Genomic DNA, 25,997 nt, shown 5'->3' with positions numbered 1-25,997 from the left:
CCAGCCGTCCAGAATCGCGTGGTGCTTGGTCACGCCGATATGCATCTCCTCCTCGCTCAGGCGATGCACGGCGAAGCGGATCAGCGGCGGATGCTCGACGTCGAAGCGCCGGCGCCGCTCGGCCTCGCGCCAATCCAGAATCCGCGCGTCCTGCCGCGCCGCGTCCAGGCCTCGCCAGTCGCTGACCGCCAGCGGCAAGGGCACTTGGCGGTGCACGTACTGCAGCGGCTCCTCGTCGGCGGCCAGATCGAAGGCGGTGCGCAGCGCCGGATGGCGTTCGAAGGCGCCGCGCAACGCCGCCTCGAGCGCGGCCGCGTCGAAGGGCAGGGCCAGCCGCTGATCGTTGACGTTGTGATAGGCGGAGTCCTGGCCGTGCCGCATCTCGTTGGCCAGCATCGCCATCTGCATCGCGCTGAGCGGATACGCGTCCTCATAGGCCGCGTCCAGCGGCGGCGGAGGCGGCGGCGCGCTCGCGGCCGGCGGCGGCGAATCCGTGCGCCGGACCTGCGGCGCCAGGCTTGCTATGGTCAGCGAGCGCATCAGCTCGTCCAGCGTGAAGTCGATGCCGACCTTGTGCGCGGCCGACAGGATCTGGATGCTCAGGATGGAGTCCCCGCCCAGCTCGAAGAAGTTGTCAGTGACGCCGACCGGCGAGCGCTTGAGCACGGATTCGAACACGCCGACCAGCGCCTGTTCCACCGCATCGCGCGGCGCGACGTGCGGACGCGCCGCATCGCCGTCCCCCGCCAGCGCGTCGGCCAGCCGGCGGCGATCGAGCTTGCCGTTAGGGGTCAGCGGGATCGCGTCCACCTCGATCAGGCGCGCCGGAATCGCGTGCGGCGGCAGGCGCTGCGCCAGCCAGTCCCGCAGCGCGGCGGGAGAGAGCGACGCGCCCTCGCGCGGCGCCGCGAAACCCGCCAGCTGCGCGTGGCCGTCTATGCTCGCCTCGTCCACCATCACCGCCGCGGCGGCGACGTCCGGGTGCCGGGCCAGCGCCGCCTCCACCTCGCCCAGTTCGATGCGGAAGCCGCGGATCTTGACCTGCTCGTCGATGCGGCCCAGATAGTCCAGCTCGCCGTCCGCGTCCCAGCGCCCGAGGTCCCCGCTGCGGTAAAGCCGCGCGCCGGGCAGGAAGGGGTCGGCGATGAAGCGTTCGCGGTCGAGCTCGGGACGCTTGTGATAACCGCGCGCCACGCCCTCCCCGCCCACGTAAATCTCGCCCGGCACGCCCGGCGGCACCGGATGCCCGGCGGCGTCGAGCAGGTAGATACGGTAGCCGGGCAAGGGCCGGCCCACCGGGCTGCGCGAGGAGAGCGCGTCGCCCGCGCCCAGCACGCGCTCGGTCACGTGCACCGTGGTTTCGGTGATGCCGTAGAGATTGACCAGCGCGACACCGCTCTCCTCGCCCAGGCAGGCGGCGAACTGGCTGGGAATCAGCGCCTCGCCGCCGAAGAACACATGGCGCAAGCCGGCCGGCAAGGGGCGCCGCGCGTCGCCCAGCGCGCGCAGCAGCTGCTTGAAGGCGCTGGGAGTCTGGCTCAGCATCGTGACGCCCTCGCGCTCCAGCAGCGCGAGAAACGCCTCCGGCGTGCGCGAGCAGCGGTAAGGCACGATTTCCAGCCGCCCGCCGTGCAGCAGGGCGCCCCAGATTTCCCATACCGAGAAGTCGAAGGCGTAGGAATGGAACAGGGTCCACACGTCCGATGGTCCGATGCCGTAGCTCCGGCGCGTCGCCGCGAACAGATGGTCCACATTGCGGTGCTCCACGCACACGCCCTTGGGCTGTCCGGTCGAGCCCGAGGTGTAGATCACGTAGCACAGGTCGGCGGGCGAAGTGTCGCGCGGCGGCGGCGCGTCTTCGCGCTCGCCGGACTCCGCCGCATCCCCCATCCCGATCAGAACCCCGCCGAAGTCCCCGAAGCGCTCGCGCGCCTCCTCGCCGCAGATCAGCGCGCCGGCGCCGATATCCTCCAGTATCCAGGCGAGACGTTCCGGCGGATGGTCGAGATCGAGCGGCACATAGAAGGCGCCCGCCTTCAACACCGCCAGTATCGCGACGATGCTGTCCACGCCGCGCCCGAACGCCAGCGCAACCGGCGTGTCGCCGCGCACGCCGGCGGCGTCCAGCCGCCAGGCCAGCCGGTTGGCGCGGCGATCCAGTTCGGCGTAAGTCAGCGCCTCGCCCTCGCATTGCAGCGCGACGGCGTCGGGGCGCGCGCGCGCCTGCGCCTCAAAACGGCGATGCAGGCACTGGCGCGCCGTCTCGTCCGCGCGCCGGGCCGCCGCGTTCCAGCCCGCGACCAGCGCGCCGCCCGCCTCCGCGCCCAGCAGCGACGCCGCGCCGATGCGCAGCGCGGCGCCGCCGCGTTCGAACTGCTCCAGCAGCCGCGCCAGCATCGCGACGATCCGCTCCGCCGACGCCTCCGACACGCGCTGGCGATCGTAATGCAGGCGCAAGCGCAGACGCTCGCCGGGAATCGCGACCACGGTCAGCGGATAGTTGGTCTGTTCCACCACCTCGACGTCGCCGACGCCCAGCCGTTCCCGATAGCACGTCGCGTCCGCGCGCGCCGGATAGTTCTCGAACACCACCAGGCTCTCGAACAAGGGCGCGCCCGGAGCCACGCCGCTCCAGCCCGGAATCGCGTGCAGCGGCGTATAGGCGTAGGCTTCGGCGTCCACATGCCGGCGATGCAGCTGTCTGAGCCAGTCGCCCAGCGTCTGCGCGGCGTCCACGGTCGCGCGCGTCGGCAGCGCGTTGACGAAGAGCCCCACCATCTGCTCGACCCCGCGCAGCGCGGCCGGCCGGCCGGACACGGTGGTGCCGAACACCACGTCGTCGCGGCCGCTCGCTCGCGCCAGCAGCAAGGCCCAGGCGGCCTGGATCACCGTGCTCTGCGTCAGCTCGCAGGCGCGCGCCAGCCGCTGCAGGCCCTCGCTCGTCCGCGGGTCCAGCTCGCGTTCCAGCAGACCGTGGCCGGACGCGCGTTCCGGGCCCGCCTCCTCGGCCAGCGGCAAGGGCGTGGCCGCGCGCACATCGCCCAGCCGCTCGCGCCAGAAGGCTTCGGCCGCCGCGCCGTCCTGCTGGTCCAGCCAGCGCAGAAAAGCGCTGTAGGGCTGGGGCGGCGGCAAGGCCGGATCGGCCCCGCGCCGGTAGGCGTCGTAGCAGGCGAGCGCTTCGCCCAGCACGATCTGCACCGACCAGCCGTCCAGCAGCAGATGGTGATAGCTCCACACGAACTCATAGCGTTCTTCGCCGGTGCGGAACAAGGCGCAGCGCATCAGCGGCGCGCGGCTCAGGTGAAAGCCCGGACGCCGGTCCGCGTCCCGGTAGGCGGCGAGACGGCGCCGCTGCTCCTCGGGATCGAAAGCCCGCCAGTCCTCCTCCACCCACGGCAGTTCGACGTCGCGGAAGACCACCTGCACCGGCTTGGACGGCCCGTCCCACAGAAAGCCGGTGCGCAGCACGCCGTGGCGCGCGATCACCGCTTCCAGCGCGCGCCGGTAATCGGCCGCGTCTAGCGCGACCTGGAAGGCGCAAGCGACCTGTTCGTAATAGACGCCGGACTCCGGCGCTTTCAGCGTATGAAACAGCAGGCCCTGCTGCGTCGGCGTCAACGGCAGCATGGTCTCGACTTTCGAGCCGGCTTGCTGCGCGGCGTTTGATAATGTTTTGTTCATGGCTGTTCGTTCAGTAGCTGTAACACTTCGTCGATATCGTTCTGGTCAAGATGGGCGAGCGGCAGGTCCGACGGCGTCAGGCCGCCCGACTGCGGCGACAGGCAGTGCGCCAGCACCGCGTCCAGCTCAGCGCGGAAGCGCTCCGCCAGCGCCGTCATCGCGTCCGCGCCGCGTTGTACAGCCAGTCCACCCGCAGCCGTCCTTCGTGCACCTGCGCCACCACGTCCAGCGCGTAGCGCCGCCTCATCCCGCCCGAGCGCGCGCCGCCCGGCGGCTCGCCCAGCCAAGCCGCCCCCGGCGCGCCGCCTTCTTCCAGCCGCCATTGGCCCAGGTAGTTGAAGCACACCGTGCGCGCATGGCCGCCCAGCTCCGATCCACGGCCGCCGTAACGCAGCGCCTGGTAGGCGATGCCGCTGTCCGGCACGCCGCGCATCCGCTCCTTCACCGACTTCAGGTCCCGCGGCAAGTCGCCGCTCAGCGGCAGCCGCAGCGGATACAAGCTGGTGAACCAGCCCACGGTGCGCGACACGTCCACGCCCGCCAGCCCGTCGCGGCCGTGGCCTTCCAGGTCCAGCACGCATTCCTCCGCGCCCGTCCATTGGCGCAAGGCCCGCGCCAGCGCGGCCAGCAGCAATTCCTCCGGACGCATCCGGTAGGCCTCGCCCGCCTGCCGCAGCCAGCGTTCGGTCGTCGCCGCGTCCCACTGCAGCGACACCCGCGATTCCGCCGCCACCGTGTCTTCGCCCGCGCCGACGCCGGGCAGGGTCATGCCCGGCGCGTCCATCTCCCGCCAGTAGTCCAGCGTCGATTCCGGCAAGCTGTCCGCCCAGGCCCACAGCCGCTGCGACCACGCCTGGTACGACACCGTCTTGGCCGGCCACGACATCGCCTCGCCCCGGCTCAGCGCCGCATAGGCCCTCCACAGGTCTTCCAGCAGAATCCGCCACGACACCCCGTCCACCGAGGCGTGATGCGCCAGCCACAGCAGGCGCCAGCCTTGCTCCAGCCGGTACAGCCGCGCCGCCCACAGGCTGGCGCCGTCCAGGCGCAGACCGGTTTGCAGTTCGGCCGCGTCGCGCTCCAGCGCGGCCTCGGCGTCGGCCAGGCCGCGCAGGTCCGCTATCTTCACTTCCGCCGGCGCGCCGGCGCCGCTTTCCTGAATCCAGCGCTCGCCGTCCCGCCGCCAGCCTATCCGCAGCGCGTCGTGCCGCTGCGCCACCGCCTGCAGCGCGCCGATCAGCGCTTCGGCGTCGAGCGGACCGCTCAGGCCCAGATAAGCCCCCTGGCTGAACTGTTGCCAGTCCGTGCCCGGCCAATCCAGATACCAGGCCTGGATCGGGCCGGGCCTCACTTCGCCCCTCACCTCGCCCTGCTCCGCCGGCGCGCCGGTCTCTTCCGCCGCGCCGCTTTCCGCCGCCAGTTCGGCGATGGTCGGATAGCGGAACACTTGCTGCGGGCTGATGCGCAAGCCCCGCTCCGCCGCCCGCGACGCCATCTGTATGCTCAGGATGGAGTCGCCGCCCAGCGCGAAGAAGTTGTCTCTCACCCCCACGCGTTCCAGCCCCAACAGGCCTTGCCAGATCTCCACCAGCGCCGCCTCGGCCGCGTTCTCCGCCGCCGCCGCGCCCGCCTCGATCTGCGGCTCCGGCAGACGCTTGCGGTCCACCTTGCCGTTGGCGCTCAGCGGCACGCTGTCCAGCGCCATGATCGACGCCGGCAGCATGTATGGCGGCAGCCGCCGCGCCAGCGTGTCGCGAATCGCGGCGGAATCCAGGCTCGCGCCCGGCAGCAACAGCACATAGCCGGCGATGATCCGCCGCCCGTCGCGCTCGACCACCGAGGCCACGCCGCGCTCCACGCCCGGCGCCGCCGCCAGCGCGGCCTCGATTTCGCCGATCTCGATCCGGAAGCCGCCGATCTTGACCTGATCGTCCACTCGGCCCAGGAATTCCAGATTGCCGTCGGCAAGCGCGCGCGCGCGGTCGCCGGTCCGGTACATCCGTTCGCCCGGCACAAAGGGATTGTCGACAAAGCGGTAAGCAGTGAGATCCGGCTGGCCCAGATAACCCAGCGCCACGCCCGCGCCGGCGATCCACAGATCGCCCGGCACGCCCACCGGCACCGCCTGCAGCGAGGAAGACAGCACATAGAGCCGCTGCCCCGGCAGATGGCGGCCATAGGGCACGAAGGCGGCGTCGGCCGCCAGTCCCCGCGTGTCGTACCAGCACGACCAGATGGCCGCCTCGGTGGCGCCGCCCAGCGCCAGCACCTCTGGATCGGACGTCGCCGCCGCGCGGATCTGCGCGGGCAGCCCCACCGGCACGCGGTCGCCGCTCAACATCGCCAGCTTCAGCGAGGGCGGCAGCGCGCGCCCGCTCTGCCGGCATTCCAGCAACAGCAGCTCCATCACCGCCGGCACGGACTCCCAAACCGTCGCCCCCTCGCGCGCCATCAGATCCAGCCACGCCGCCGGCGCGATCGTCGACGACTCCGGCGCCAGCAAGACGGCGGCGCCCGCCGCGAACGCGCCGAAGAAATCGAATACCGACAGGTCGAAGCCCGCCGCCGACACGCACATCAAGCGGTCGGACGCGCCGATCTCATAACGGCGCAGGAAGACTTCCATCGTCAGCGCGGCCGCGCGGTGGCTGATCATCACGCCCTTGGGCTTGCCGGTGGAGCCCGAGGTGAACATCACATAGGCCAGATCGTCGGGCGCCGCCTCCGGCAGCGCGACCTCGGCCGGCGGCGTTTCGTCGATCAGGATCGCGCGCGCCGCGACGCCGTCCAGCAGCGGCAGATGCTCACGCGTCGTCAGCACATGGCCGACCGTGGCCAGCAGATCGCGCAAGCGTCCCGGCGGCATCGCCGGATCGGCCGGCACATAGGCGCAGCCGGCGCGCATCACGCCCGAGTAGGCGGCGACCGCGCGCGCGCTCCTCGGCAGCAGCACCGCCACCGGTTCGCGCCGCGCGCCCGCCGCCGCCACCGCCCTGGCGACGCGCAGCGTCTCGTCGGCCAGTTCGCGGTAGTTCATCGCCTCGTCCACGCCTATGATCGCCGGCGCCAGCGGCGTCAGCTCGGCGTGCCGCTCTATGCCGGCGTGCAGCAGATAGCCGTCGCCGACCGGCGGCGTCGCGTTCCAGTCGTGAATCAGCCGGCGCGCCTCGTCGTCGTCGACCAGGCTCAGATCGCCCAGCCGCGCGTCCGGCTGCGCGGCGAGCTGGGCCAGCAGATGCAGGAAGCTCGCGCCCAGCCGGCCTATGCCCTCCTCGTCGTAGCGCGAGGCGTCGAAATCGACATAGAGCACGGTCTCCTCGCCCGGGATCAGTTGACCGACCAGCGGATAATTGGTGCGCGTCTCGGCCGCCGCGAACTCGCTGACGTCGAAACCGGCGTCGCCTCGGGCCAGTTGGCGGTCCACCGGATAGTTTTCCACCACGAACAGGCTGCTCAAGAGCTCGCCGCCCTCATAGCCCGCCCAGCGCCGGATGTCGGTCAGCGAGGCGGCGCCCAGTCTGGCCCGTTCGCTCTGCTGTCCATGCAGTTGCTGCAGCCATTGCGACACGCGCGCGTCGTCGTCGATGCCGACGCGCACCGGCACCGTGTTGATGAACAGCCCCACCATCCGCTCGACGCCCGGCAGCGTCGCCGGCCGGCCGGACAGCGTGGTGCCGAACACCACCTCGCGCCCGCCGCCGGCGTAGCCCAGGGTCAGCGCCCAGGCGCCGGTCAGCAGGCTGGCGCGGGTGACGCCGGCCCGCCGCGCGGCGCGGTCGACCTGCTCGTTCAGCCCCGCGTCGAACACGAAGGCGCGCCGGCCCTGGCCCCGCGCTTGCGCGCCGCGCGCCGGCGCGGCGAAGCCTATCGGCGTGGGCTCTTCTATGCCGGCCAGCACCTGTTGCCAGTACGCGGCCTGCTCGCTCTCGTCCCGCGCCGCCAGCCAATTGACGAAGGGCAGAAAACGGCTGCCCGGCAGCGGAGCGGCGTCGCCGGCGCCCAGCTCGGCGTAGCGGCCGATCACCTGCTTCAGGATCAAGGGCACCGACCAGCCGTCGACCACCGCGTGGTGGTAGCTCCACAGGAAACGCCAGGCGTCGCCGGGTTCGCGGATCAGGGTGCCGCGCAGCAAGGGCCCGCGTTCCAGATCGAAGCCGCGTTGACGGTCCAGTTCGCGCAGCGCGTCGAAGCGGCTGACGCAGGCCTCGGCGGACAGCGCGCGCCAATCCAGCGTGTCCCAGTCCGGGTCCAGACGGGGATGGACGATTTGGACCGGGCTCTGCAACTGCCTCCAGCGGAAGGTGGTGCGCAGCGCGGCGTGCGCCGCCGCGACGTCGAACCAGGCTTGACGGAAGCGTTCCGCGTCGAAGACGCCGCTCATTTTCCAGTGCAGTTGTTCTATATAGAGCGGCGCGTCCTCGTCCGCGATGGAGTGAAACAGAATGCCCTGCTGCAACGGCGTGACGCCGTACAAGGCCTCCAGCCCGGGATGCTCGCGCTCGATCGCGTCGATATCGCTCTGCTCCAGTTGAGCGAGCGGCAGGTCCGACGGCGTCAAGCCGCCCGACTGCGGCGACAGGCAGTGCGTCAGCACCGCGTCCAGCTCGGCGCGGAAGTGCTCCTCCAGCGCCGTCATCGCGTCCGGCGCCGCGTTGTACAGCCAGTCCACCCGCAGCCGTCCTTCGTGCACCTGCGCCACCACGTCCAGCGCGTAGCGCCGCCTCATCCCGCCCGAGCGCGCGCCGCCCGGCGGCTCGCCCAGCCAAGCCGCCCCCGGCGCGCCGCCTTCTTCCAGCCGCCATTGGCCCAGGTAGTTGAAGCACACCGTGCGCGCATGGCCGCCCAGCTCCGATCCACGGCCGCCGTAACGCAGCGCCTGGTAGGCGATGCCGCTGTCCGGCACGCCGCGCATCCGCTCCTTCACCGACTTCAGGTCCCGCGGCAAGTCGCCGCTCAGCGGCAGCCGCAGCGGATACAAGCTGGTGAACCAGCCCACGGTGCGCGACACGTCCACGCCCGCCAGCCCGTCGCGGCCGTGGCCTTCCAGGTCCAGCACGCATTCCTCCGCGCCCGTCCATTGGCGCAAGGCCCGCGCCAGCGCGGCCAGCAGCAATTCCTCCGGACGCATCCGGTAGGCCTCGCCCGCCTGCCGCAGCCAGCGTTCGGTCGTCGCCGCGTCCCACTGCAGCGACACCCGCGATTCCGCCGCCACCGTGTCTTCGCCCGCGCCGACGCCGGGCAGGGTCATGCCCGGCGCGTCCATCTCCCGCCAGTAGTCCAGCGTCGATTCCGGCAAGCTGTCCGCCCAGGCCCACAGCCGCTGCGACCACGCCTGGTACGACACCGTCTTGGCCGGCCACGACATCGCCTCGCCCCGGCTCAGCGCCGCATAGGCCCTCCACAGGTCTTCCAGCAGAATCCGCCACGACACCCCGTCCACCGAGGCGTGATGCGCCAGCCACAGCAGGCGCCAGCCTTGCTCCAGCCGGTACAGCCGCGCCGCCCACAGGCTGGCGCCGTCCAGGCGCAGACCGGTTTGCAGTTCGGCCGCGTCGCGCTCCAGCGCGGCCTCGGCGTCGGCCAGGCCGCGCAGGTCCGCTATCTTCACTTCCGCCGGCGCGCCGGCGCCGCTTTCCTGAATCCAGCGCTCGCCGTCCCGCCGCCAGCCTATCCGCAGCGCGTCGTGCCGCTGCGCCACCGCCTGCAGCGCGCCGATCAGCGCTTCGGCGTCGAGCGGACCGCTCAGGCCCAGATAAGCCCCCTGGCTGAACTGTTGCCAGTCCGTGCCCGGCCAATCCAGATACCAGGCCTGGATCGGGCCGGGCCTCACTTCGCCCCTCACCTCGCCCTGCTCCGCCGGCGCGCCGGTCTCTTCCGCCGCGCCGCTTTCCGCCGCCAGTTCGGCGATGGTCGGATAGCGGAACACTTGCTGCGGGCTGATGCGCAAGCCCCGCTCCGCCGCCCGCGACGCCATCTGTATGCTCAGAATGGAGTCGCCGCCCAGCGCGAAGAAGTTGTCTCTCACCCCCACGCGCTCCAGCCCCAGCAGGCCTTGCCAGATCTCCACCAGCGCCGCCTCGGCCGCATTCTCCGCCGCCGCCGCGCCCGCCTCGATCTGCGGCTCCGGCAGGCGCTTGCGGTCCACCTTGCCGTTGGCGGACTGCGGCAAGGCGTCCAGCCACACCCAGGCGCGCGGCACCATATAGCCCGGCAGCCGCGTCTCCAGCCATGCCTGCACCGCCGCCGCGTCCGCGGCTTCGGCCGAATCTTGCCGCGCCACCAGATAGCCGACCAATTGCTTCTCGTCCGCGGCGCTGCGCCGCAGCGCGACGGCGCAGCCGCTCAAGCCGGGGTGATGGCCCAGCGTCGCCTCGATCTCGCCCAGCTCGATCCGGTAGCCGCGCAGCTTGATCTGCTCATCCACTCGGCCCAGGAACTCCAGCGTCCCGTCGCGCCGCCAGCGCACGCGGTCGCCGGTGCGATACCAGCGCCCGCCGTCCGGCGGCGGCGCTGCGACGAAGCGTTCCGCCGTCAAGTCGGCGCGCCCCAGATAGCCGAGCGCGAGTCCGTCGCCGCCCGCCCACAATTCGCCGGGCACGCCGACCGGCACCAGCCGGCCGCCGGCGTCGACCACGCGCACCTCGGTATTGCCTATCGGCCGCCCAATCGGAATCGAGCCGCGTTTCACATCGCCGGCCGTCACCCGATGGCTGCAGGTGAAGGTGGTGTTTTCCGTCGGGCCGTAACCGTTGATCAGCGCGACGCCCGGGCAGGCCTCGAGAAAGGCGCGGCAGCTCGCCACCGGCAGCGCGTCGCCGCCGGTCAGCAGTTCGCGCAGGCCGCCGAGCGCGGCCGGCTCCTCTTCCACCATCATGCGGAACAGGTCGGCGGTCAGCCACATCGTGGTGACGCCGTCGCGCGACGCCGCGTCCAGGAAGGGCATGCCGGGCTCGGCCAGCACCAGCCGCCCGCCGTTCAGCCAGCAGCCCCAGATTTCGAAGGTCGAGGCGTCGAAGCCCAGCGGCGATTGCTGCAGCATCACCGTCGACGCGTCCAAGCGCGCGTAGCCGCCGCCGACGGCGAGCCGGACCACCGCGCGATGCGGCACCGCCACGCCCTTGGGCCGGCCGGTGGAGCCCGAGGTGTACATCACATAAGCCAGGTCCTCCGCGCGCCGCGCCGCGGACGACACGGGCCGCGCGTCGCCGGCCTCGCAGTCGGCCAGGCTCAGCACCGGTCCGGCGTAATCGCCGAGCCAGCCGGCGTCCAGACCGTCGGCGACGATCATCAAGGCCGGCGCGGCGTCGGTCGTCATCGTGCTCAGGCGCGCGGCCGGATAAGTCGGATCCAGCGGCAGATAGGCGGCGCCGGCCTTCAGCGCCGCGAGGAAGGCGGCCAGCAGCCGCGGCGAGCGCTCGCCCGCGACGCCCACCACCGCGCCCGCCTCGACGCCGGCCGCGCGCAGCGCGCCGGCCGCGCGGTCCGACCACTGATCGAGCTCCGCGTAAGTCCAGCGCTCGCCGCCCTGTTCCAGCGCGACGCGTCCGGGATGGGCGGCCGCGCATTCGCGGAACAACGCGTCGATCGCGGCGTCCGCCCGATACGGGCGCTCATGCCGCCCCCATCCGCGCAGGCGCGCTTCTTCGGCCTCGGATAGGATGGGCAAGCCGCGCGCGTCCGCGTCCGGCGCGGCCAGCGCCGCGCGCAGCAACGCCAGATAATGTTCGCCCAGCTGACGGATGGTGGCCGCGTCGTACAGATCGGTGTTGTACTGCCACACCGCGAAAGTGCCGCGCTCGTCGCCCTCGATCGACAGATAAAGATCGAAGCGCGCGAACGGGCTGTCCAGATCGAAGGGCACGGCCGCGCCGCTCGCGGTGCGCACCGCCGGCAGGCGGACGTTCTGGAAGGCGAACACGGTCTGCGCCAGTTGCTCGTGCCGTGGGCCGCCGCGCGCGCGCAGCCGCTCCACGATGGCGTCCAGCGGCACGCCCTGGCGCGCGAAGGCCTGCGCGCTGGCGTCGCGGACCCGGTCCACCAGCGCGCCGAAGCTGTCGCCCTCGCCCACCTCGGTGGCCAGCGCCACCAGGTTGACGAAGTAGCCGGCGATGTCCTCCGCCGCCTGGAAGGGCCGGTTGGCCGCCGGCGTCAGCGTCAGCCCGCGCGCTTCGCCGGTGTAACGCTGCTGCAGCAGCGCGAAGGCGCTGAACAAGGTGGTGAACAGCGTGGTGTTATGGCCGCGGGAGAACGCGGCCGCCGCGTCCATGCACGCGGCCGGAATCTCGAAGCGCTCGGTGCCGCCGCGCCCGCTCAGCGCCGGCGGACGCGCGCGGTCGCCGCGTATCGCCGGCACCTCGTCCACCTCCGCCAGCGCCTCCGTCCAGGCGTCCAGTTGCGCGGCGTAGTCCGGCGACGCCATCCAGCGGCGCTGCCAGGCGGCATAGTCTCGATAACTGAGGCGGGGCGCCGAGGGCTCGGCCGCGTCCGGCGACGCGAGATAGGCGCTGAAATCGCGGATCAGCACGCTCATCGACCAGCGGTCGAAGATGGCGTGATGGATGGTCAGCACCAGCACCGCGGCGCGCTCGGGCGTCGAGAACAGATCGACGCGCCACATCGGCGCGCCGGCGGCGAAGGGCTGTCGCGCCAGTTCCGCGGCGCGCGCGCGCAAGGCGTCGTCGCCGTCCACCGCCCACGCTTGCAAGGCGACGAGCGGCTCGGGCAGCACCCGCTGCAGTTCCGGCTCGCCGTCGCTGAAGACGGTGCGCAGGATGTCGTGCCGGCGCGCGAGCGCCGCGAAGGCGCGGGCGACGGCCTCCTCGTCGACTGCGTCCGCGAGTTCGATCGCCGCCTGTTCGTTGTACATCGCCGGATCGCCCAGCCGCGTCGCCGCGACCAGACGGGCCTGCCCCGGCGACAGCGCCGCCGCGTCGCCGGCCTCGCCCGGCAGCGCCGGCGCCAGCGGCGCGGCGCGCGCGCCTTCGTCGTCGAGCACGCTCAGCAGCGCCTCCTTGGCCTCGCGCAGCCGCGCGACCAGCGCGGCGTCGAGCGCGCCCTGCGGCGCCTGTACCTGAAGCTGGTCGCCGCGACGATGCAGCGTGACGCCCGCGTCGGCAAGATCGGTCATGAGCCGTGCCATGGTCATAGCGTGATTTCCTCCGTGTCGGCGCCCGCGGCCGAATGTTGTTCCGTCACCAGCTTGCGCTCCAGTTGCGCCATCACCTGGTCGATCAGCTCGTCCAGCGAGGAGCCGTCGATCAGGTGCGAGATCGCGACGGACACCCCCAGCGCGCGCTCAAGCGCGTTGCGCAGTTCCGCGCCGGTCAGCGAGTCCACGCCCAGATCCAGCAGCGAAGTCTGACGCGGCAAGGCGGCCGGGCTGGACAGCACCGCGCGCAGTTCCGCGTCCAGATAATCGGCGACCCGCGCGCGGCGCTCGCCGGCGGGACGGCCGCGCAGTTGGTCGAAAGACAGGGTCCGCGCATTCGCCGCCGGCGCGCGGCCGACCAGGCCTTCGATCAGCGGCGGCAGATCGGGCTGCGCCGCGATCCGCGCAAGATCGATCGCGGCCACCACCAGATGCGGCTCGCCGGTGAACGCCCGCTCCAGCGCGGCGAAGGCCTCGCCCTCGCTCAGCGGGTTCAGGCCGCCGGCGCGAATCCGTTCCGCCGTCTTCGCGTCGGCCGCGCCCATGCCGGCCGCCCACGATCCCCAGCCTATGGACAGCGCCGGCCGCGCGCGCAAGCGCCGCCGCTGCGCCAGCGCGTCGAGATAGCCGTTGGCGGCGGCGTAGGCGGCCTGGCCGTGACGGCCGACCGCCGCGGAGATGGACGAATACAACAGGAAGAAGTCCAGCGGCTCGGCCTCGGTCAGCCGGTCCAGCAAGACCGCGCCGCCCACCTTGGCGCGCAGGGTCTCGGCGAAGGCCGCGGCGTCCAGCGCGTCCAGCGTCGCGTCGCGCACAATGCCCGCGCAGTGCGCGACGCCGCGTATCGGCCGGCCGGCCGCGGCGAGCGCCCCGCGCAAGGCAGCCTCGTCGGCGACGTCGGCGGCCGCCACGCGGACCTCGACGCCGTCGCCGCGCAGACGGGCGCAAGCGGCCTGCGCCGCGGCGCCAGCACGGTGGCGCCGCGCACCGCCAATTGCTCCTCGGCGGCTTCATCGGCGAGCAAGGCCGCCAGCGCGTCGAAGGACGCCGGCGAGCCGTCGATATCTATCGTGCCGCGCCAGCTCCGGCCCTGTTCCCGCCGCGCGACGCGCACGGCCGCGCTCAAGGCGGCGAGGACGGGATCGAGCTCCTCCGCCGGCCCGGTGGCCGCCCCGCCGCGCGTGACAACCGTGATCGGCGCCGCCGACGGCGTCGCGGCGCGCTCTCGCGCCAGCGCGCTCAACAAGGCGCCGCGGCGCGCGACGGCCGCCAGCGCGTCCTCGTCTCCGGCCGCGCGGTCGAAGGCGAGCACCAGGCCGGCGTCGCCCGCGCGGCGGACGGCGTCGATCTCGGCGGGCGCAATCGCGCAGCGTTCGCCGGCGGCTTCCAGCGCGCGCGCCACTTCCGGCGCGCCACTTCCGCGCACAAGGCCGGATCGCCGGCGACGATGCGCTCGCCCGAGCGGCGCGCGCCGGCCGGGGCCGGCAGCGGCTGCCAGGCGATGCGGTACAGCGGCGACTCCGCCTGCGCCCGCCCTTCGTCCACCCAGTAAGGCTGGCGGTCAAATGCGTAGCTCGGCAGCCGCGCGACGCGGCGCCCGGCGCCGGCCGGCGCCGGCCAGTCGACCGGCAGGCCCGCCACATAGCGCCGCGCCAAGGCGTCCAGCCGCTCGGCCGGTTCGCGTCCCGCGTCCGCCGTCTCCGGCGACGCGTCGCGGCTGGGCGGCATCCCGCCGCACACGCCGCTGTGAACGGCGGCGTCCTCGCCGCGCGCGAAGCGGCTCAGCTCGCGCGCCATCTCTTCCGCGCTGACGGCCGTCAGCGCGAGCCGATGCGGGAAATGCGAGCGCGCCGCCCGCGAAGCGTGGCAGGCGGCCGCCCACGCCGCGGCGTCGAGCCCGGCCAGATGGGCGGCCAGCCGCGCCGCGTTGCCGCGCAGCGAGGCGTCGGATTTCGCGGAAACGACCAGCAATTGCGCGCCTTCGTCCGCGCCGGCCGCCGTTTCGCCGGCGGCCGCGCGCGGCGGCGCGAGCAGCACCGCGTGCGCATTGGTGCCGCTGAAGCCGAAGGAGCTGACCCCGGCGACGCAGGGCGCGCCGCCGGCGTCTATGCGTTCCGCGCCGAGCGCGAGGCGCAGCGGCAGCGTGTCCCAGTCGATGCCGCGGTTGGGCGTGCGCACATGCAGGGTGGCGGGCACCACGCCATGGCGCACCGTCAGCGCCGCCTTGATCAGCCCGGCAATCCCCGCCGCGCCTTCCAGATGGCCGAAATTGCTCTTGATCGAGCCCAGCAGCACGCGCTCCTCGCGGCCGCGGCCGGCGAACACGGAGGCCAGCGCCGCCGCCTCTATCGGATCGCCCAGCGCGGTGCCGGTGCCGTGCGCCTCGATATAATTCACCTGCGACGCGTCGATGCGCGCGGCGCGCAAGGCCGCCCGCACCAGCTCGCGCTGCGCGTGCTCGTTAGGCACCGTCAGGCCCGCGCTGCGGCCATCGTGATTGACCGCCGAGCCGGCGATCAGCGCGTCTATGGTGCGCCCGGCGGCTTCGGCGTCGGCGAGCCGCTGCAGCACCACCACGCCGCAGCCCTCGCCGCGCACAAAGCCGTCCGCGCCGTCGTCGAAGGAGCGGCAGCGGCCGCTGGGCGACAACATGTGCGCCCGGCATTCGGCGGCGGTGGACAGCGGCGACAGCACCACATTGACGCCGCCGACGATGGCGATGTCGCACTCGCCGGCGCGCAGCGCGTTGCACGCCAGGTGCACGGCGACCAGCGACGACGAGCACGCGGTGTCTATCGTCAGCGTCGGCCCGTGCAGACCGAGCGCGTGCGACACGCGGCCCGCCAGCACGCTGGGCGCGTTGCCCGAGGCGGTGTAGAGGTCGACCTCCTCCGCCCGGCGGAAACGGTGCGCGTAGTCCTGATGCATGACGCCGGCGAACACCCCGGTGGCCGAGCCCTTCAGTTCCGCCGCCGTCATGCCGGCGCGCTCCACCGCCTCCCAAGCCACCTCGAGCAGCATGCGCTGCTGCGGATCCAGCATCGCCGCCTCGCGCGCCGAAATGCCGAAGAAGCCGGCGTCGAAGGAGGCGATGTCGTCCAAAAAGCTGCCGGTGCGGCAGTAGATGCGGCCGCTCGCGTCCGGGTCGGCGTCGAAGTAGCGCTCGACGTCCCAACGCTCGGCCGGCACCTCGCTCACGCCGTCCGCGCCGTCGAGCAGCCGCTGCCACAGCGCCTCCGGCGAGTCGACGCCGGCGAAACGGCAGCCCATGCCGACCACGGCGATGGGCGCGTGCCGGCGCTGTTCGGCGCCGTCCAATTCGCGTTGCAGGCGTTCGATCTCGCGCAGCGCGTTCCGCATCAGCGCGGTCGTGTCGATCTGGCTCATCGCGCGTCCTTTCTATTCAGTTCCTTCAGTTTCGCGGACAGCATTTCCACGATCTCCTCCTGCGACATCGCGGCGTCCGCCGGCGCGTCGGGCTCGGCGGCGGGCGCGGCGGGCGTCGCCTCCGCCTCGGCCATGCCGAACACCGTCCGCGCCAGATGGTCCGCCAAGGCGGCTATGGTCGGATTCGAGAAAATCACCGTGGTCGGTATCGCGCGGCCGAAACGCTTTTCCAGCAGCACGCGCAGATCGGTGATCAGCAAGGAGTCCAGGTCGTAGTCGAACAGCGAGCGCTCGGGGTCCAGCGAGGCCAGCGGCGTGCCGGTCACCAGCGCGGCGTCCTCGGCCAGCAATTGGAACAGACGATGTCGTCTTTCCTCCGCCGGCAGCGCCAGCAGCTCGCTGACCGAGGAGGTGGAACCCGCGCCCGGCTGGGCGGTGGCGATGCCGGCGAAGCGGCTGGCCGGCACATGCGGCGGCCATTGCTCGATCAAGCGCCCCCAATCGATGGGCAGCAGCACGAGGTGGGCCGGCAGGTCCGCCCCCAGCGCGATCTCGAAAGTGGCGCGGCCGCATTCGGCCTCGATCTGGCCGATGCCCAGCTGCGCGAGCCGCCGCTTGGCGTTGGCGCTGGAGCGGGCCAGCATGCCCACGTCCTGCCACGGCCCCCAGGCGATGGACAGCGCGGGCAAGCCTTGCGCGCGGCGGCGCGCGGCCAGCGCGTCGAGGTAGGCGTTGGCCATGGCGTAGGTCGATTGCCCCGGCGCGCCGAAGGCGGCGGCGGCGGAGGAAAACAGCACGAAGTGTTCCAGCGGGTAAGCCAGGGTGCGCTCATGCAGCAGCCAGGCGCCGCGGGCCTTGCCGGCCAGGGTGGCGGCCAGCGAGGCCGGCGTGACGTCGCCGACCAGGCAGTCCTCCACCACGCCCGCCAGATGGCAGACGCCGCGCAGCGGCGGCATGGTCGCGTCGATTTCGGCCAGCAGCGCGTCGACGTCCGCCTCCGCCGCCACGTCGGCCTGCCACACCTTCACCTCCACGCCGTCGCGGCGCAGCGCGGCCAGCGCCGCCTCGGCCGCGGCGTCGGCCGGCCGGCGGCCGGTCAGCACCAAGGCGCGCGCGCCCAGCGCGGCGAGCCAGCCCGCGACGCGCAGGCCGAGTTCGCCCAGCCCGCCCGTGATCAGCCAAGTGGCGTCCGCCGAGAGCGCGAGGTCCGCTCTGAGCGGCAGCGCGCGCTCGTCGAAGCGCGGCGCGGCGACCGCCTCGCCCTTGACCGCGACTTCGGTCTCGCGCTCGAAGTAATCCAGGCCGCGGCGGATCGCCCGCGCGTCGCCCGCGTGCAGCGCCAGCGTCTGCAGATGCGGCGTTTCCATCGCCACCGCGCGCGACAGCGCCTGCAGCGGCGCCGAGGCCGGCGCGTCCGGCGCCAGCGCCAAGGCGATGCGGCAAGGCCGCTCGCGCCGCGCGGCCGTGGCGAACAGTTCCAGCGCCCCGGCGTAAACCACCGGCGCCGGCGCGTCGCCGCGCGCCTCCAGCCCGCGGCAATCGACGATCAGGCCCGCCTTGTCGAAGGGAATATCGTTCACCGCCGCCACCACGACGGCCTCCTTGCCTTCGTCGCGCAGCATCGCCGCCAGCCCGGCCGCCGCCTGCCCCGCGTCGCTCAGGATGGCGATGGTCGCCGGCAGCGCGGCGGCGTCGCCGCCCGCCGCGTCGCGCCATTCCACCGCATAGCCCTCGCGCAGCGGTTCGACGCGCAGCAATTCATTGCGGGTCACCTCGCGCGACTCCAGGCCGGTCATTTCGAGCAGCACCTTGCCGGCGTCGAACAGGCTGGCCTGCCCCCGCTCGGCCGACGCGTGACAGCGCATCCCGGCGCCGGTCCGCCCGTGCAGCGCCAGCCGCGCGATGCGCGTCGGCACAAAAGCCTTGCTGCCCTCGGGCCGCGCGGCGGCGGCCACCAGTTGCAGCACCGAATCCAGCACCCCGGGGTGCAGCAACCAGCCGGCGTCGTCGGCGTCGTCCCGCATATCGCAAGACGCGTCGCCGTCCCCGACCACGATGTCCGACAAACGCCGGAAGGTCGGTCCCATCACCACGCTGCGCGCGCGCAGCCAGCTATCCAGCAGCTCGGTGGAGATCGCTTCTCCGCGCACCGGCTCCGACGGCGCGGCGCCCGGCGCCTCGCCGGCGTCCACCCTGGCCGTCGCGTGGACGTCGGCGGACTCCAGCGTCAACACCGTGGCTTCGAAACCGTCGCCGTCGCGCACCAATTGCAGCTGGACCTTGCGCGCCGCGCCCGACGGAATCACCAGCGCGGCCGGGAAACGCAGATCGCTCAGCACGCAGCCGTCCGAGCCGGTGAGCGCGCGCGCGCCGTCGGCCATCATCACCGCGAGCGCCGCGCCGGACACCACCACCTTGTCGTAAATCACGTGATCCTGCAGGAAGGGCAAGACGGCCACGCTCCATTCGGCGTCGAAGAAGGTCGCGCCCAAGGCCGGCGCGTCGGTGCGCCGTCCAAGGAAGGGCGTCGCGCCCGCCGCCAGGAAGCGCGGCGCGCGGTCTATCCAGTGACGCTGGCGCTGGAAGGGATAGGTCGGCAGCGCCACCCGGTTGCCGTCGCGGTAATGCTGGGACAGCTCCAGCGTCAGGCCCGCGGTCCACAGCCGCGCCAGCGCGTCCGGCGAGGCCGGATCGAGCGAAACCATGCCGGCAGCGCCCGCGCCCAGCGCCGTGTCGCCGAAGTCCAGCACCCATTCCGCACCGGCCGCTTCCAGCGCCTCGGCGGCGTCCGCCGCGCCTGGCGCCGTGCCCGCGCCGGCCAGTTCCTCGCGCACCGCCTCCGCGCTGTCCAGCGGCAGGCCCGAGGCCGCGCTGATCCACAATAGCGACGGCGCGACGGCGCGCTCCGCGCGGCGCTGCCGCGCATCCTCAAGACTCAGCGCGCCCGCTGCGAAGGCCGCGGCGAACACCCCGCTCCCCGTCGCGCACACGCTGGCCGGCACGACGCCGCTCGCCAGCCACAACTGCACACGGGTCAATACCGCGTCCAGATCCTCGGCGCCGCCGAAGGCGAAGCTCAGCTCCGGCGCGCGCGCCGGCACTTCCGCCGCGATCGTCTCCGCACTCGGCTCGCCGGCGACGAAGGCGCGCAGCGCGGCGATCAAGGCCTCGCGGGATTCGGCGCGGAACGCCGCGCGCTGCTCCCAATGCCGCCGCCCCAGCGCCGCCGTCAGGCAAACGTCTTCTATCCTCAGTTCGGGATGACCGTCGAGAAAGTCCGCGTAGTCCGCACACAGCGCGGGCAAGGCTTCGCCGCGCGCCGACAGCAGCAAGAGCGGCGCGACGTCCGGCGTGCGCGGCGCGCGCGGCGGCGCCGCTTCTATGATCACGTGGGCGTTGGTGCCGCCGATGCCGAAGGAGCTGACCCCGGCGCGCCGCTGCGGCGCGTCCCAAGGCGCGGTTTCCGTCGGCAGGTAGAAGCCGGCGTCGCCGCGCAGCGCGTCTATCGCGCGTTCCGCGCCGACGGCGGCCGGAATCCGCCCATGCTCCACCGCCAGCGCGGCCTTGATCAGCCCGCAAGCGCCCGCCGCCGCGTTCAGATGGCCGACGTTCGCCTTCAGCGTGCCCAGCGCGCAGCGCGCGTCGGCGCCGGAACGCTGGCCCAGGGCCGCGCCCAGCGCCGCCAGTTCCACCTCGTCGCCGATCGCCGTGCCGGTGCCGTGCGTCTCCACATAGCCTATCGACGCGCCGTCCACCTCGCTGAGCGCCAGCGCCTGGCGGATCACGTCCTGCTGCCCGCGCCCGCCGGGCGCGGTGAAGCCCACCTTGGCCGCGCCGTCGTTGTTGACCGCGCCGCCGCGAATCACCGCCATGATGGGGTCGCCGTCGGCCAGCGCGTCCTCCAGGCGGCGCAGCACCACCACGCCCGCGCCGTTGCCGAAGACGGTGCCGCTGCTGTCCGTGGTGAACGGACGGCAGGCGCCGTCCGCGGACAGAATGCTGCCCTCCTCGTACACATGGCCCTGCCGCTGCGGCAAGGCGACGCTGACGCCTCCCGCCACCGCGAAGTCGCACTGGAAGCTCAGCAGTCCCTGCATCGCCTGAACCACGGCGACAAGGGAAGTCGAGCACGCGGTCTGCAAGCTGATGGCCGGGCCGCCGAAATCGAGCCGGTAGGCGACCTGGGTGGCCAGATAGTCCTTGTCCACGCCCACCCATTGCTGCAGATAGCGGTTGGGCGACGCGCGGTCCAGCCGGTCGCGCACGTGGTCGACGAGATAATCGACGCTGGCCGAGCCGGCCCAGACGCCGACGCGCGCGCCGCGCGCCGCGCCGTGACCGGCGCGCTCCAGCGCCTCGTGCACGCATTCAAGGAAAATCCGCTGCTGCGGGTCCATCGCCGCCGCCTGCGACGGCGGAATGCCGAAATAGGCCGCGTCGAATTGATCGACGCCGTCCAGCGGACCGCCGGCGCCGACGAAGCCGGGCTGGGCCAGCACCGTTTCCGGCACGCCTTCGCGGCGCGCCGCGTCCGCGCCGAAGCGTTCGATCGCGACCCGGCCGTCGGCTATCATCGACCAGAACTGTTCCAGGGTGCTGACGCCGGGCAGGCGGCAGCTCGCGCCGATGATCGCTACGGCGTCTACGGGTGTTGCATCAGTCATTACAAAGCCTCCTTGCGTGCGCGTACGCGCTGTCGATAGGCGCGCGCGCCGTCGACGTCCATCATTGGGGAAAGGTCCGCCTCGCCCGTATCGGCGCGCTCGGCGAGCGCCCGTATCGTGGCCAGCGAAAAGAAATCGACCAGCGGGGGCACCGCGACGCCGCGCGACGCCAGCAGCGCGCGCAGCCTCACGATGTGCATCGAGGTGGCGCCCGCGTCGAAGAAGCCCTGCCGCGGGTCTATCTCGACGCCGACCACTTCGGCGAAGGCGGCCAGCATCGTGGCCTCCAGCGAAGCGTCGCGCCGCGCCGCCGCGGCCGGCGTCGCCGGCGCGGGAGCCGGGGCCGCCAGCTCGGCGAGACGCGCGCGGTCCACCTTGCCGTTCGCCGTCAGCGGCAAGGCGTCCAGCACCATCACGTGATGCGGCTGCATATAGGCGGGCAGATGCAGCACCAGCTGGGTGCGCACGGCCGCGACCACATCGCCTTGATGATCCGGCAGCGCCACCACGTGCAGCTGGATCACCGTCGCGTCCTTGCGCCGGGCCACCGAGGCCACGGCGCGCGCCAGGCAGCCGGCGCGCATCGCGGCCGCCTCGATCTCGCCCAGCTCGATCCGATAGCCCTGCACCTTGACCTGCCCATCCATCCGTCCCAGCAGTTCAAGCTCGCCGTCCGGCTGCCAGCGCGCGAGATCGCCGGTGCGGTAGAGCCGCCGGCCCTCGGCGTCGATGAAGAAGCGGCGCTCGGTTTCCGCCTCGTTGCCCAGATAGGCGAGCGCGAGGCCGCGGCCGCCCAGCAGCAATTCGCCCACCACGCCGTCCGGCCGCTCCCGGCCGTCGGGCGCGCGCACGAAACATTGCTGGTTGGACAGCGGCCGGCCGTAGGGAATCGACGCCAGCACGGCGTCCTCGGGCGCGATCGGATGCACCACCGACCAGATCGACACCTCGGTCGCCCCGCCCAGGCTGATCGGCCGCAGCGCCGGAAACGCGTCGCGCAGCCGCCCGGCCAGGCCGGGCGCGATCCAGTCGCCGCTCATCAGCGCCAGGCGCAGATGCGGCGAACGCGGCGCGGACACTTCCAGCATCAGTTCCAGCACGGCCGGCACGGAATTCCAGATGGTGACCCCGCCGTCGCTGAGCGCCTGGGCCATCGCGTCCGGATCGCGCGAGCGGGCCGGGAACACCACCTCGCCGCCGACCGCGAGCAGGCCGAAGATGTCGTAGACCGACAAATCAAAGGCCAGCGAGGACACGCACAGCGCGCGATCGGCCGGGCCGACCGCGAAGCGTTGGTTGATGTCGTCTATGGTGTTCGCCGCGGCCTCGTGCGCGATCAGCACGCCCTTCGGCCGCCCGGTGGAACCTGAGGTGAAGATCACATAGGCCGCGTCGCCGGCCTCGAGGTCCGCGGCCGGACCCGCGTCGCCGCGCGGCAGCGGCTGGTCCAGACGCAGCGCGGGCACCGGCAGCGCCGGGCCTGCCGCGCTCAGCAGCGCGAGACGGGCGCCGGCCTCGCCGAGCAGTTCTTCTATGCGCGCGGCCGGCCAAGACGGCTCTATCGGCAGATAGACCGCGCCCGCCATCACAATGCCCAGCAGCGCCGCCACCGCGCGCGGCCCCGGCGCGACAATGGCCGCCACCACCTCGCCGCGCGCCACGCCGCTTTGCCGCAGCGCACCGGCGATGTCTTCCGCCTCGCGCAGCAGCGCGCCGTAGCTCAGCGTCGTCTCGCCCTGCCTGACCGCCACCGCCTCCGGCGCGATCCGCGCCTGTTGGACGATGGGGGTTTCCAGCCTGCGCGGCGCGCGCTCCGCCGCGGTGGCGTTGACCGCCGCGCGCCGCGCCGCCTGCTGCGGCGCGAGCCGGGCCAGCGTCGGCCGCTCCACGGCCGCGGCGTCCGTCGCCATCGTTTCCAGCGCGCCGAGGAAGACCTCGAACATCGCGTCCACCATGCCGTCGGGGAACAGCTGCGCGACGGACTCCCACATCAGCACCAGCCTGTCGCCGCGCCGGCCCAGGATGGCGTGCAGCGACACCTGGGGCGTGGGATTGGCCATGTCGACCACGCGGCCGACGCCGTCCAGCAGGGCCAGATCGTCCGCCGGGTCGCCGGACAGCAGACTGGTCAGCACCACCGGCATCAGCACGGGCGCGCCGTTGCGCCGGCTCAGCTCGCGCAGAATCGACACGCCGGAGCACCAGGGCGCGTCCAGATCGGCCCACACTTGCCGCTGCACCGCTTGGGCGAAGGCGGCGAACGAGGGGTGACGCTCGCTCAGCGACAGCAAGGTGTTGCTGGTGTAATCGCCTATCGCCAGCCCCGCCTGCTCCGCCCGCGTGTTGCAAGTCACGTTGAGCGTGAAGGCGTGCGCCGCCGTCCACAGCCGCAGCGTGTCGGCGAAGGCGGCGATGCACAGCGAAGTCAGCGTGACCCCGAGCGCCTGCGCCCGCGCCGTCAGCGCCGCGGACAAGGCGGCGGGCAGCTCCCGGCGGCGGTTGGCGAAGCGCGGCTCGGCCACCTCGGCCAGCGCCATCTTCATCGGCAACTCCGGCGCCGGCGCGATGGCTTCGACCCGGCGCAGCCAGGCCTCGCGCTGCGCCTCGGTCGCCGCCGGCGGCGTCATCGGCGTGATGCATTGCGCGGGGGCCTCGTCGGCCGCGTCGCGCGCCAGCTCGGCCATCAGTTGCAGGAAGCTGCGCAGATCGCCGGCCAGCAGGCTGAGCCGCAGGTGCAGGATAGCCGTGCTCTCGGTCAGACGGGAGACGACGGCGAGCACGGGCGGGCCGTCGCGCTCGGCCAGGCTCTCGCGCGTCGCCTCCAGCCGTTCCGCCGCCTCCGCCGCGTCCAGCCCGCGCAAATCCTGCGGCGGCAGCAAGGGATCGTAGGCCAGCGCGTCGAACGCGCCGCGTCCGTCCGCGCCCACCGTCATCCGCAAGGACGGGTGGCGGGCGACCAGCCGCGCGAGGCGCCGGCCCAGTTCCGGCGCGCGCGCGGCGTCTATCTCGAAATCCACGCGGATATGCGGGGACACGCTGCCCAGCGGCACCCCGCCCTGCTGGCCTATCCAGTAAGCCTGCTGCATCTCGGACAGTTCGAACGCCTCCCCCGCCGCATAGCGGCGAGCCGCGGCCGGCGCCGCGGCGTCCAGGCGCGGGGCGTCGACGATCTCGCGCCGCAGTTGCCGGGCGGAGAGCGCGAACAGCGCCGCGAACGACAACTCCACGCCATGACGCGCGCGCGCGGCGGCGGCAAGCCGCGCGGCCGACAGCGAATCCAGCCCCAGATCGATCAGCCTGGCGTCGGGCGACGCGGCCGCGCCGGGCACGAAGCGCGCGATCTCGGCCAGAATCGCGTCGTCGGCCGCCTCGGCCGCGTCGTCGGCGACGATGCGCAGTTCGCCGCGCAGCAGCGCGTCGCGGGTGGCGCCGCGCCGGGTCTTGCCGCTGGAGGTGCGCAGGATGCTGCCGCGCCACAGCAGCGCGATGCGCACCGGCGCCACGCCGTGCTCCCGCGCCAGCGCCGCGCGAATCACCGGCAGGATGTCACGGGCCTCCGCCTCCCCGCAGCCGCCGCGCACCTCGGCGCCGATCAGAATCCCTTCGCCGTCCTCGCCGTCGACGGCGGCGGCGAAGGCGCGCCCCTTCCGAATCGACGGATGGCAGGCCGACACGGTGTCTTCCAGATCGTGGCTGTAGACATTCCGGCCGCCGACGATGATCAAATCCTTCAAGCGGCTGGTGACGAACAGATCGCCCTCGTGCAGAAAGCCCAGATCGCCGGTTCTCAACCATGTGCTGTCGCCGTCGGCCAGCCGCGCGCCGAAGATCTCGCGCGACTCCTCCGGGCGGCGCCAATAACTGTCGGCGACCGTGCTCCCGGTCACCCATATTTCGCCGACGGCGTCCGGCGCGCACGGCGCGCGCGTGTCCGGGTCCACGATGCGGACGCGCGTATCGATCAGGCTGACGCCGCAGGCCGCCAATTCGACGCCGTCCGTCTGCGGCGACACGCGGCCGCGCGCCAGCGCCTCCCGCGCGAAGCGCACGCCGCGCGTGCCCTCGCCGCAACGGCCGGCGGTCACCTTCAAGGTCGCCTCGGCCAGGCCGTAGCCCGGCACCACCACCGAAGAACGCAGCCCAAACGGCGCGAAGGCCGCCTCGAAGCGGCGCACCGTGTCGCAGCGCACCGGCTCCGCGCCGTTCAGCGCATAACGCAAGGACGACAAATCGGTGCCCGGCGCGAGATCGCCCGCGCGGTCCGCGCACAAGGCGTAGGCGAAATTCGGCGCGGCGGTGTGGGTGCCGCGCCGCGCGGCTATCGCGCGCAGCCAGGACATGGGCTGGGCGACGAATTTCTCCGGCGCCATCAGATAGGCGGGAAAGCCGCATTGCAAGGGGGTGAGAATGCCGTACACCAGGCCCATGTCGTGGAAGTACGGCAGCCAGCTGATCATCGCGCTGTCCGCGTCGTGCATCGCGCCGCGGTCAAGATCGTCTATCGTCGCCCACAGCCCGGTTTGCGTGACCACCACGCCCTGCGGCGTGCGCGTCGAACCCGAGGTGTACTGCAGCAGCGCCGGACTGGCGTCCTTCGCCGCCCGCAAAAAGGGCGCGGCGCGCTCGGCCTCGTCGGTGCGCATCCAGCGCAGGCCCGGCAAGGCGTCCCGCGCCTCCGCGCTCAGCGCGATGGCGGCGCCGCAGTCCTGAGCGATCGCCGCCATCGTGTCGCGGCCGTGACGCGGCGCCACCGGCACCGGGATCACGCCGGCCAGGCAGCAGCCGAAGAAGGCCGGAAGGAAATCGAGCGGTTCCTGATAGACCAGCATCACGCGCTCGCCGGCCTCGGTCGCTTGCGCCAGACGCGCGGCGATGCCGGACGCGCGTTCGCACAGCGCCGCATAGCTTAGCGCGAGCGCTTTCTCCGGATCGGCCGACGCGTAGGCGAGACGCTCGGGACTCGCCTCCGCCCGCCACAGCAACTGCCGGGCGATGCTAGGCGCTTCGCGATGCGAAAAAGCTTGATGAGGGCCGAACTTGTCGGCGGCGGGCGTCCGCCGAGATGCGACATCGGATGAGGAATACATTGCATGACCTCCATGTATCGACAACTGCTC

At 72.8% G+C, this 25,997-nt stretch carries 7 protein-coding genes (1 of these 7 cut by a window edge); all 7 read right to left on the bottom strand.

What is annotated here, in order from left to right:
- Positions 1 to 3,681 carry the 5' portion of a non-ribosomal peptide synthetase gene (locus tag DB032_RS24545; RefSeq protein ID WP_233246652.1) on the bottom strand. 51 nt of this gene lie to the left of the window's left edge, so the window shows 3,681 of its 3,732 coding nt (coding positions 1–3,681); its start codon is at positions 3,679 to 3,681; its stop codon lies off the left edge, out of view.
- Positions 3,678 to 3,839: a hypothetical protein gene (locus tag DB032_RS24075; protein WP_158274242.1), complete on the bottom strand. Its 162-nt coding sequence runs from the start codon at positions 3,837 to 3,839 to the stop codon at positions 3,678 to 3,680. The genes DB032_RS24545 and DB032_RS24075 overlap by 4 nt, the downstream gene beginning before the upstream one ends.
- Positions 3,836 to 12,808: a non-ribosomal peptide synthetase gene (locus DB032_RS05200; RefSeq protein ID WP_158274241.1), complete on the bottom strand. Its 8,973-nt coding sequence runs from the start codon at positions 12,806 to 12,808 to the stop codon at positions 3,836 to 3,838. The genes DB032_RS24075 and DB032_RS05200 overlap by 4 nt, the downstream gene beginning before the upstream one ends.
- Before the next feature lie 14 nt (positions 12,809 to 12,822).
- Positions 12,823 to 13,824: a beta-ketoacyl reductase gene (locus tag DB032_RS24350; RefSeq protein ID WP_255411669.1), complete on the bottom strand. Its 1,002-nt coding sequence runs from the start codon at positions 13,822 to 13,824 to the stop codon at positions 12,823 to 12,825.
- Positions 13,825 to 14,068: 244 nt separating this feature from the next.
- Positions 14,069 to 16,216: a type I polyketide synthase gene (locus DB032_RS24345; RefSeq protein WP_199225820.1), complete on the bottom strand. Its 2,148-nt coding sequence runs from the start codon at positions 16,214 to 16,216 to the stop codon at positions 14,069 to 14,071.
- Complete coding sequence (locus DB032_RS05190; protein ID WP_107798535.1) at positions 16,213 to 20,880, bottom strand: SDR family NAD(P)-dependent oxidoreductase; 4,668 nt, start codon at positions 20,878 to 20,880, stop codon at positions 16,213 to 16,215. The genes DB032_RS24345 and DB032_RS05190 overlap by 4 nt, the downstream gene beginning before the upstream one ends.
- Positions 20,880 to 25,967 (bottom strand): amino acid adenylation domain-containing protein, encoded by a 5,088-nt coding sequence (locus tag DB032_RS05185; protein ID WP_107798534.1) that lies wholly within the window; start codon positions 25,965 to 25,967, stop codon positions 20,880 to 20,882. Before DB032_RS05185 ends, DB032_RS05190 begins: the two co-directional genes overlap by 1 nt.
- Positions 25,968 to 25,997: the final 30 nt, after the last annotated feature.

The organism is Chromobacterium sp. Panama (genome assembly GCF_003052555.1).
Lineage (GTDB): Bacteria > Pseudomonadota > Gammaproteobacteria > Burkholderiales > Chromobacteriaceae > Chromobacterium.
The sequence above is the reverse complement of the archived record's forward strand: the minus strand, read 5'-3'. Positions and strand labels throughout refer to the sequence as shown.

What these genes read in the sequence shown, in the direction of transcription:
- DB032_RS24075 (WP_158274242.1), bottom strand. Translation starts at nt 3,839, where the DNA reads ATGACGGCGCTGGCGGAGCGCTTCCGCGCTGAGCTGGACGCGGTGCTG.
- DB032_RS05200 (WP_158274241.1), bottom strand. Translation starts at nt 12,808, where the DNA reads ATGACCGATCTTGCCGACGCGGGCGTCACGCTGCATCGTCGCGGCGAC.
- DB032_RS24345 (WP_199225820.1), bottom strand. Translation starts at nt 16,216, where the DNA reads ATGAGCCAGATCGACACGACCGCGCTGATGCGGAACGCGCTGCGCGAG.
- DB032_RS05190 (WP_107798535.1), bottom strand. Translation starts at nt 20,880, where the DNA reads ATGACTGATGCAACACCCGTAGACGCCGTAGCGATCATCGGCGCGAGC.
- DB032_RS05185 (WP_107798534.1), bottom strand. Translation starts at nt 25,967, where the DNA reads ATGTATTCCTCATCCGATGTCGCATCTCGGCGGACGCCCGCCGCCGAC.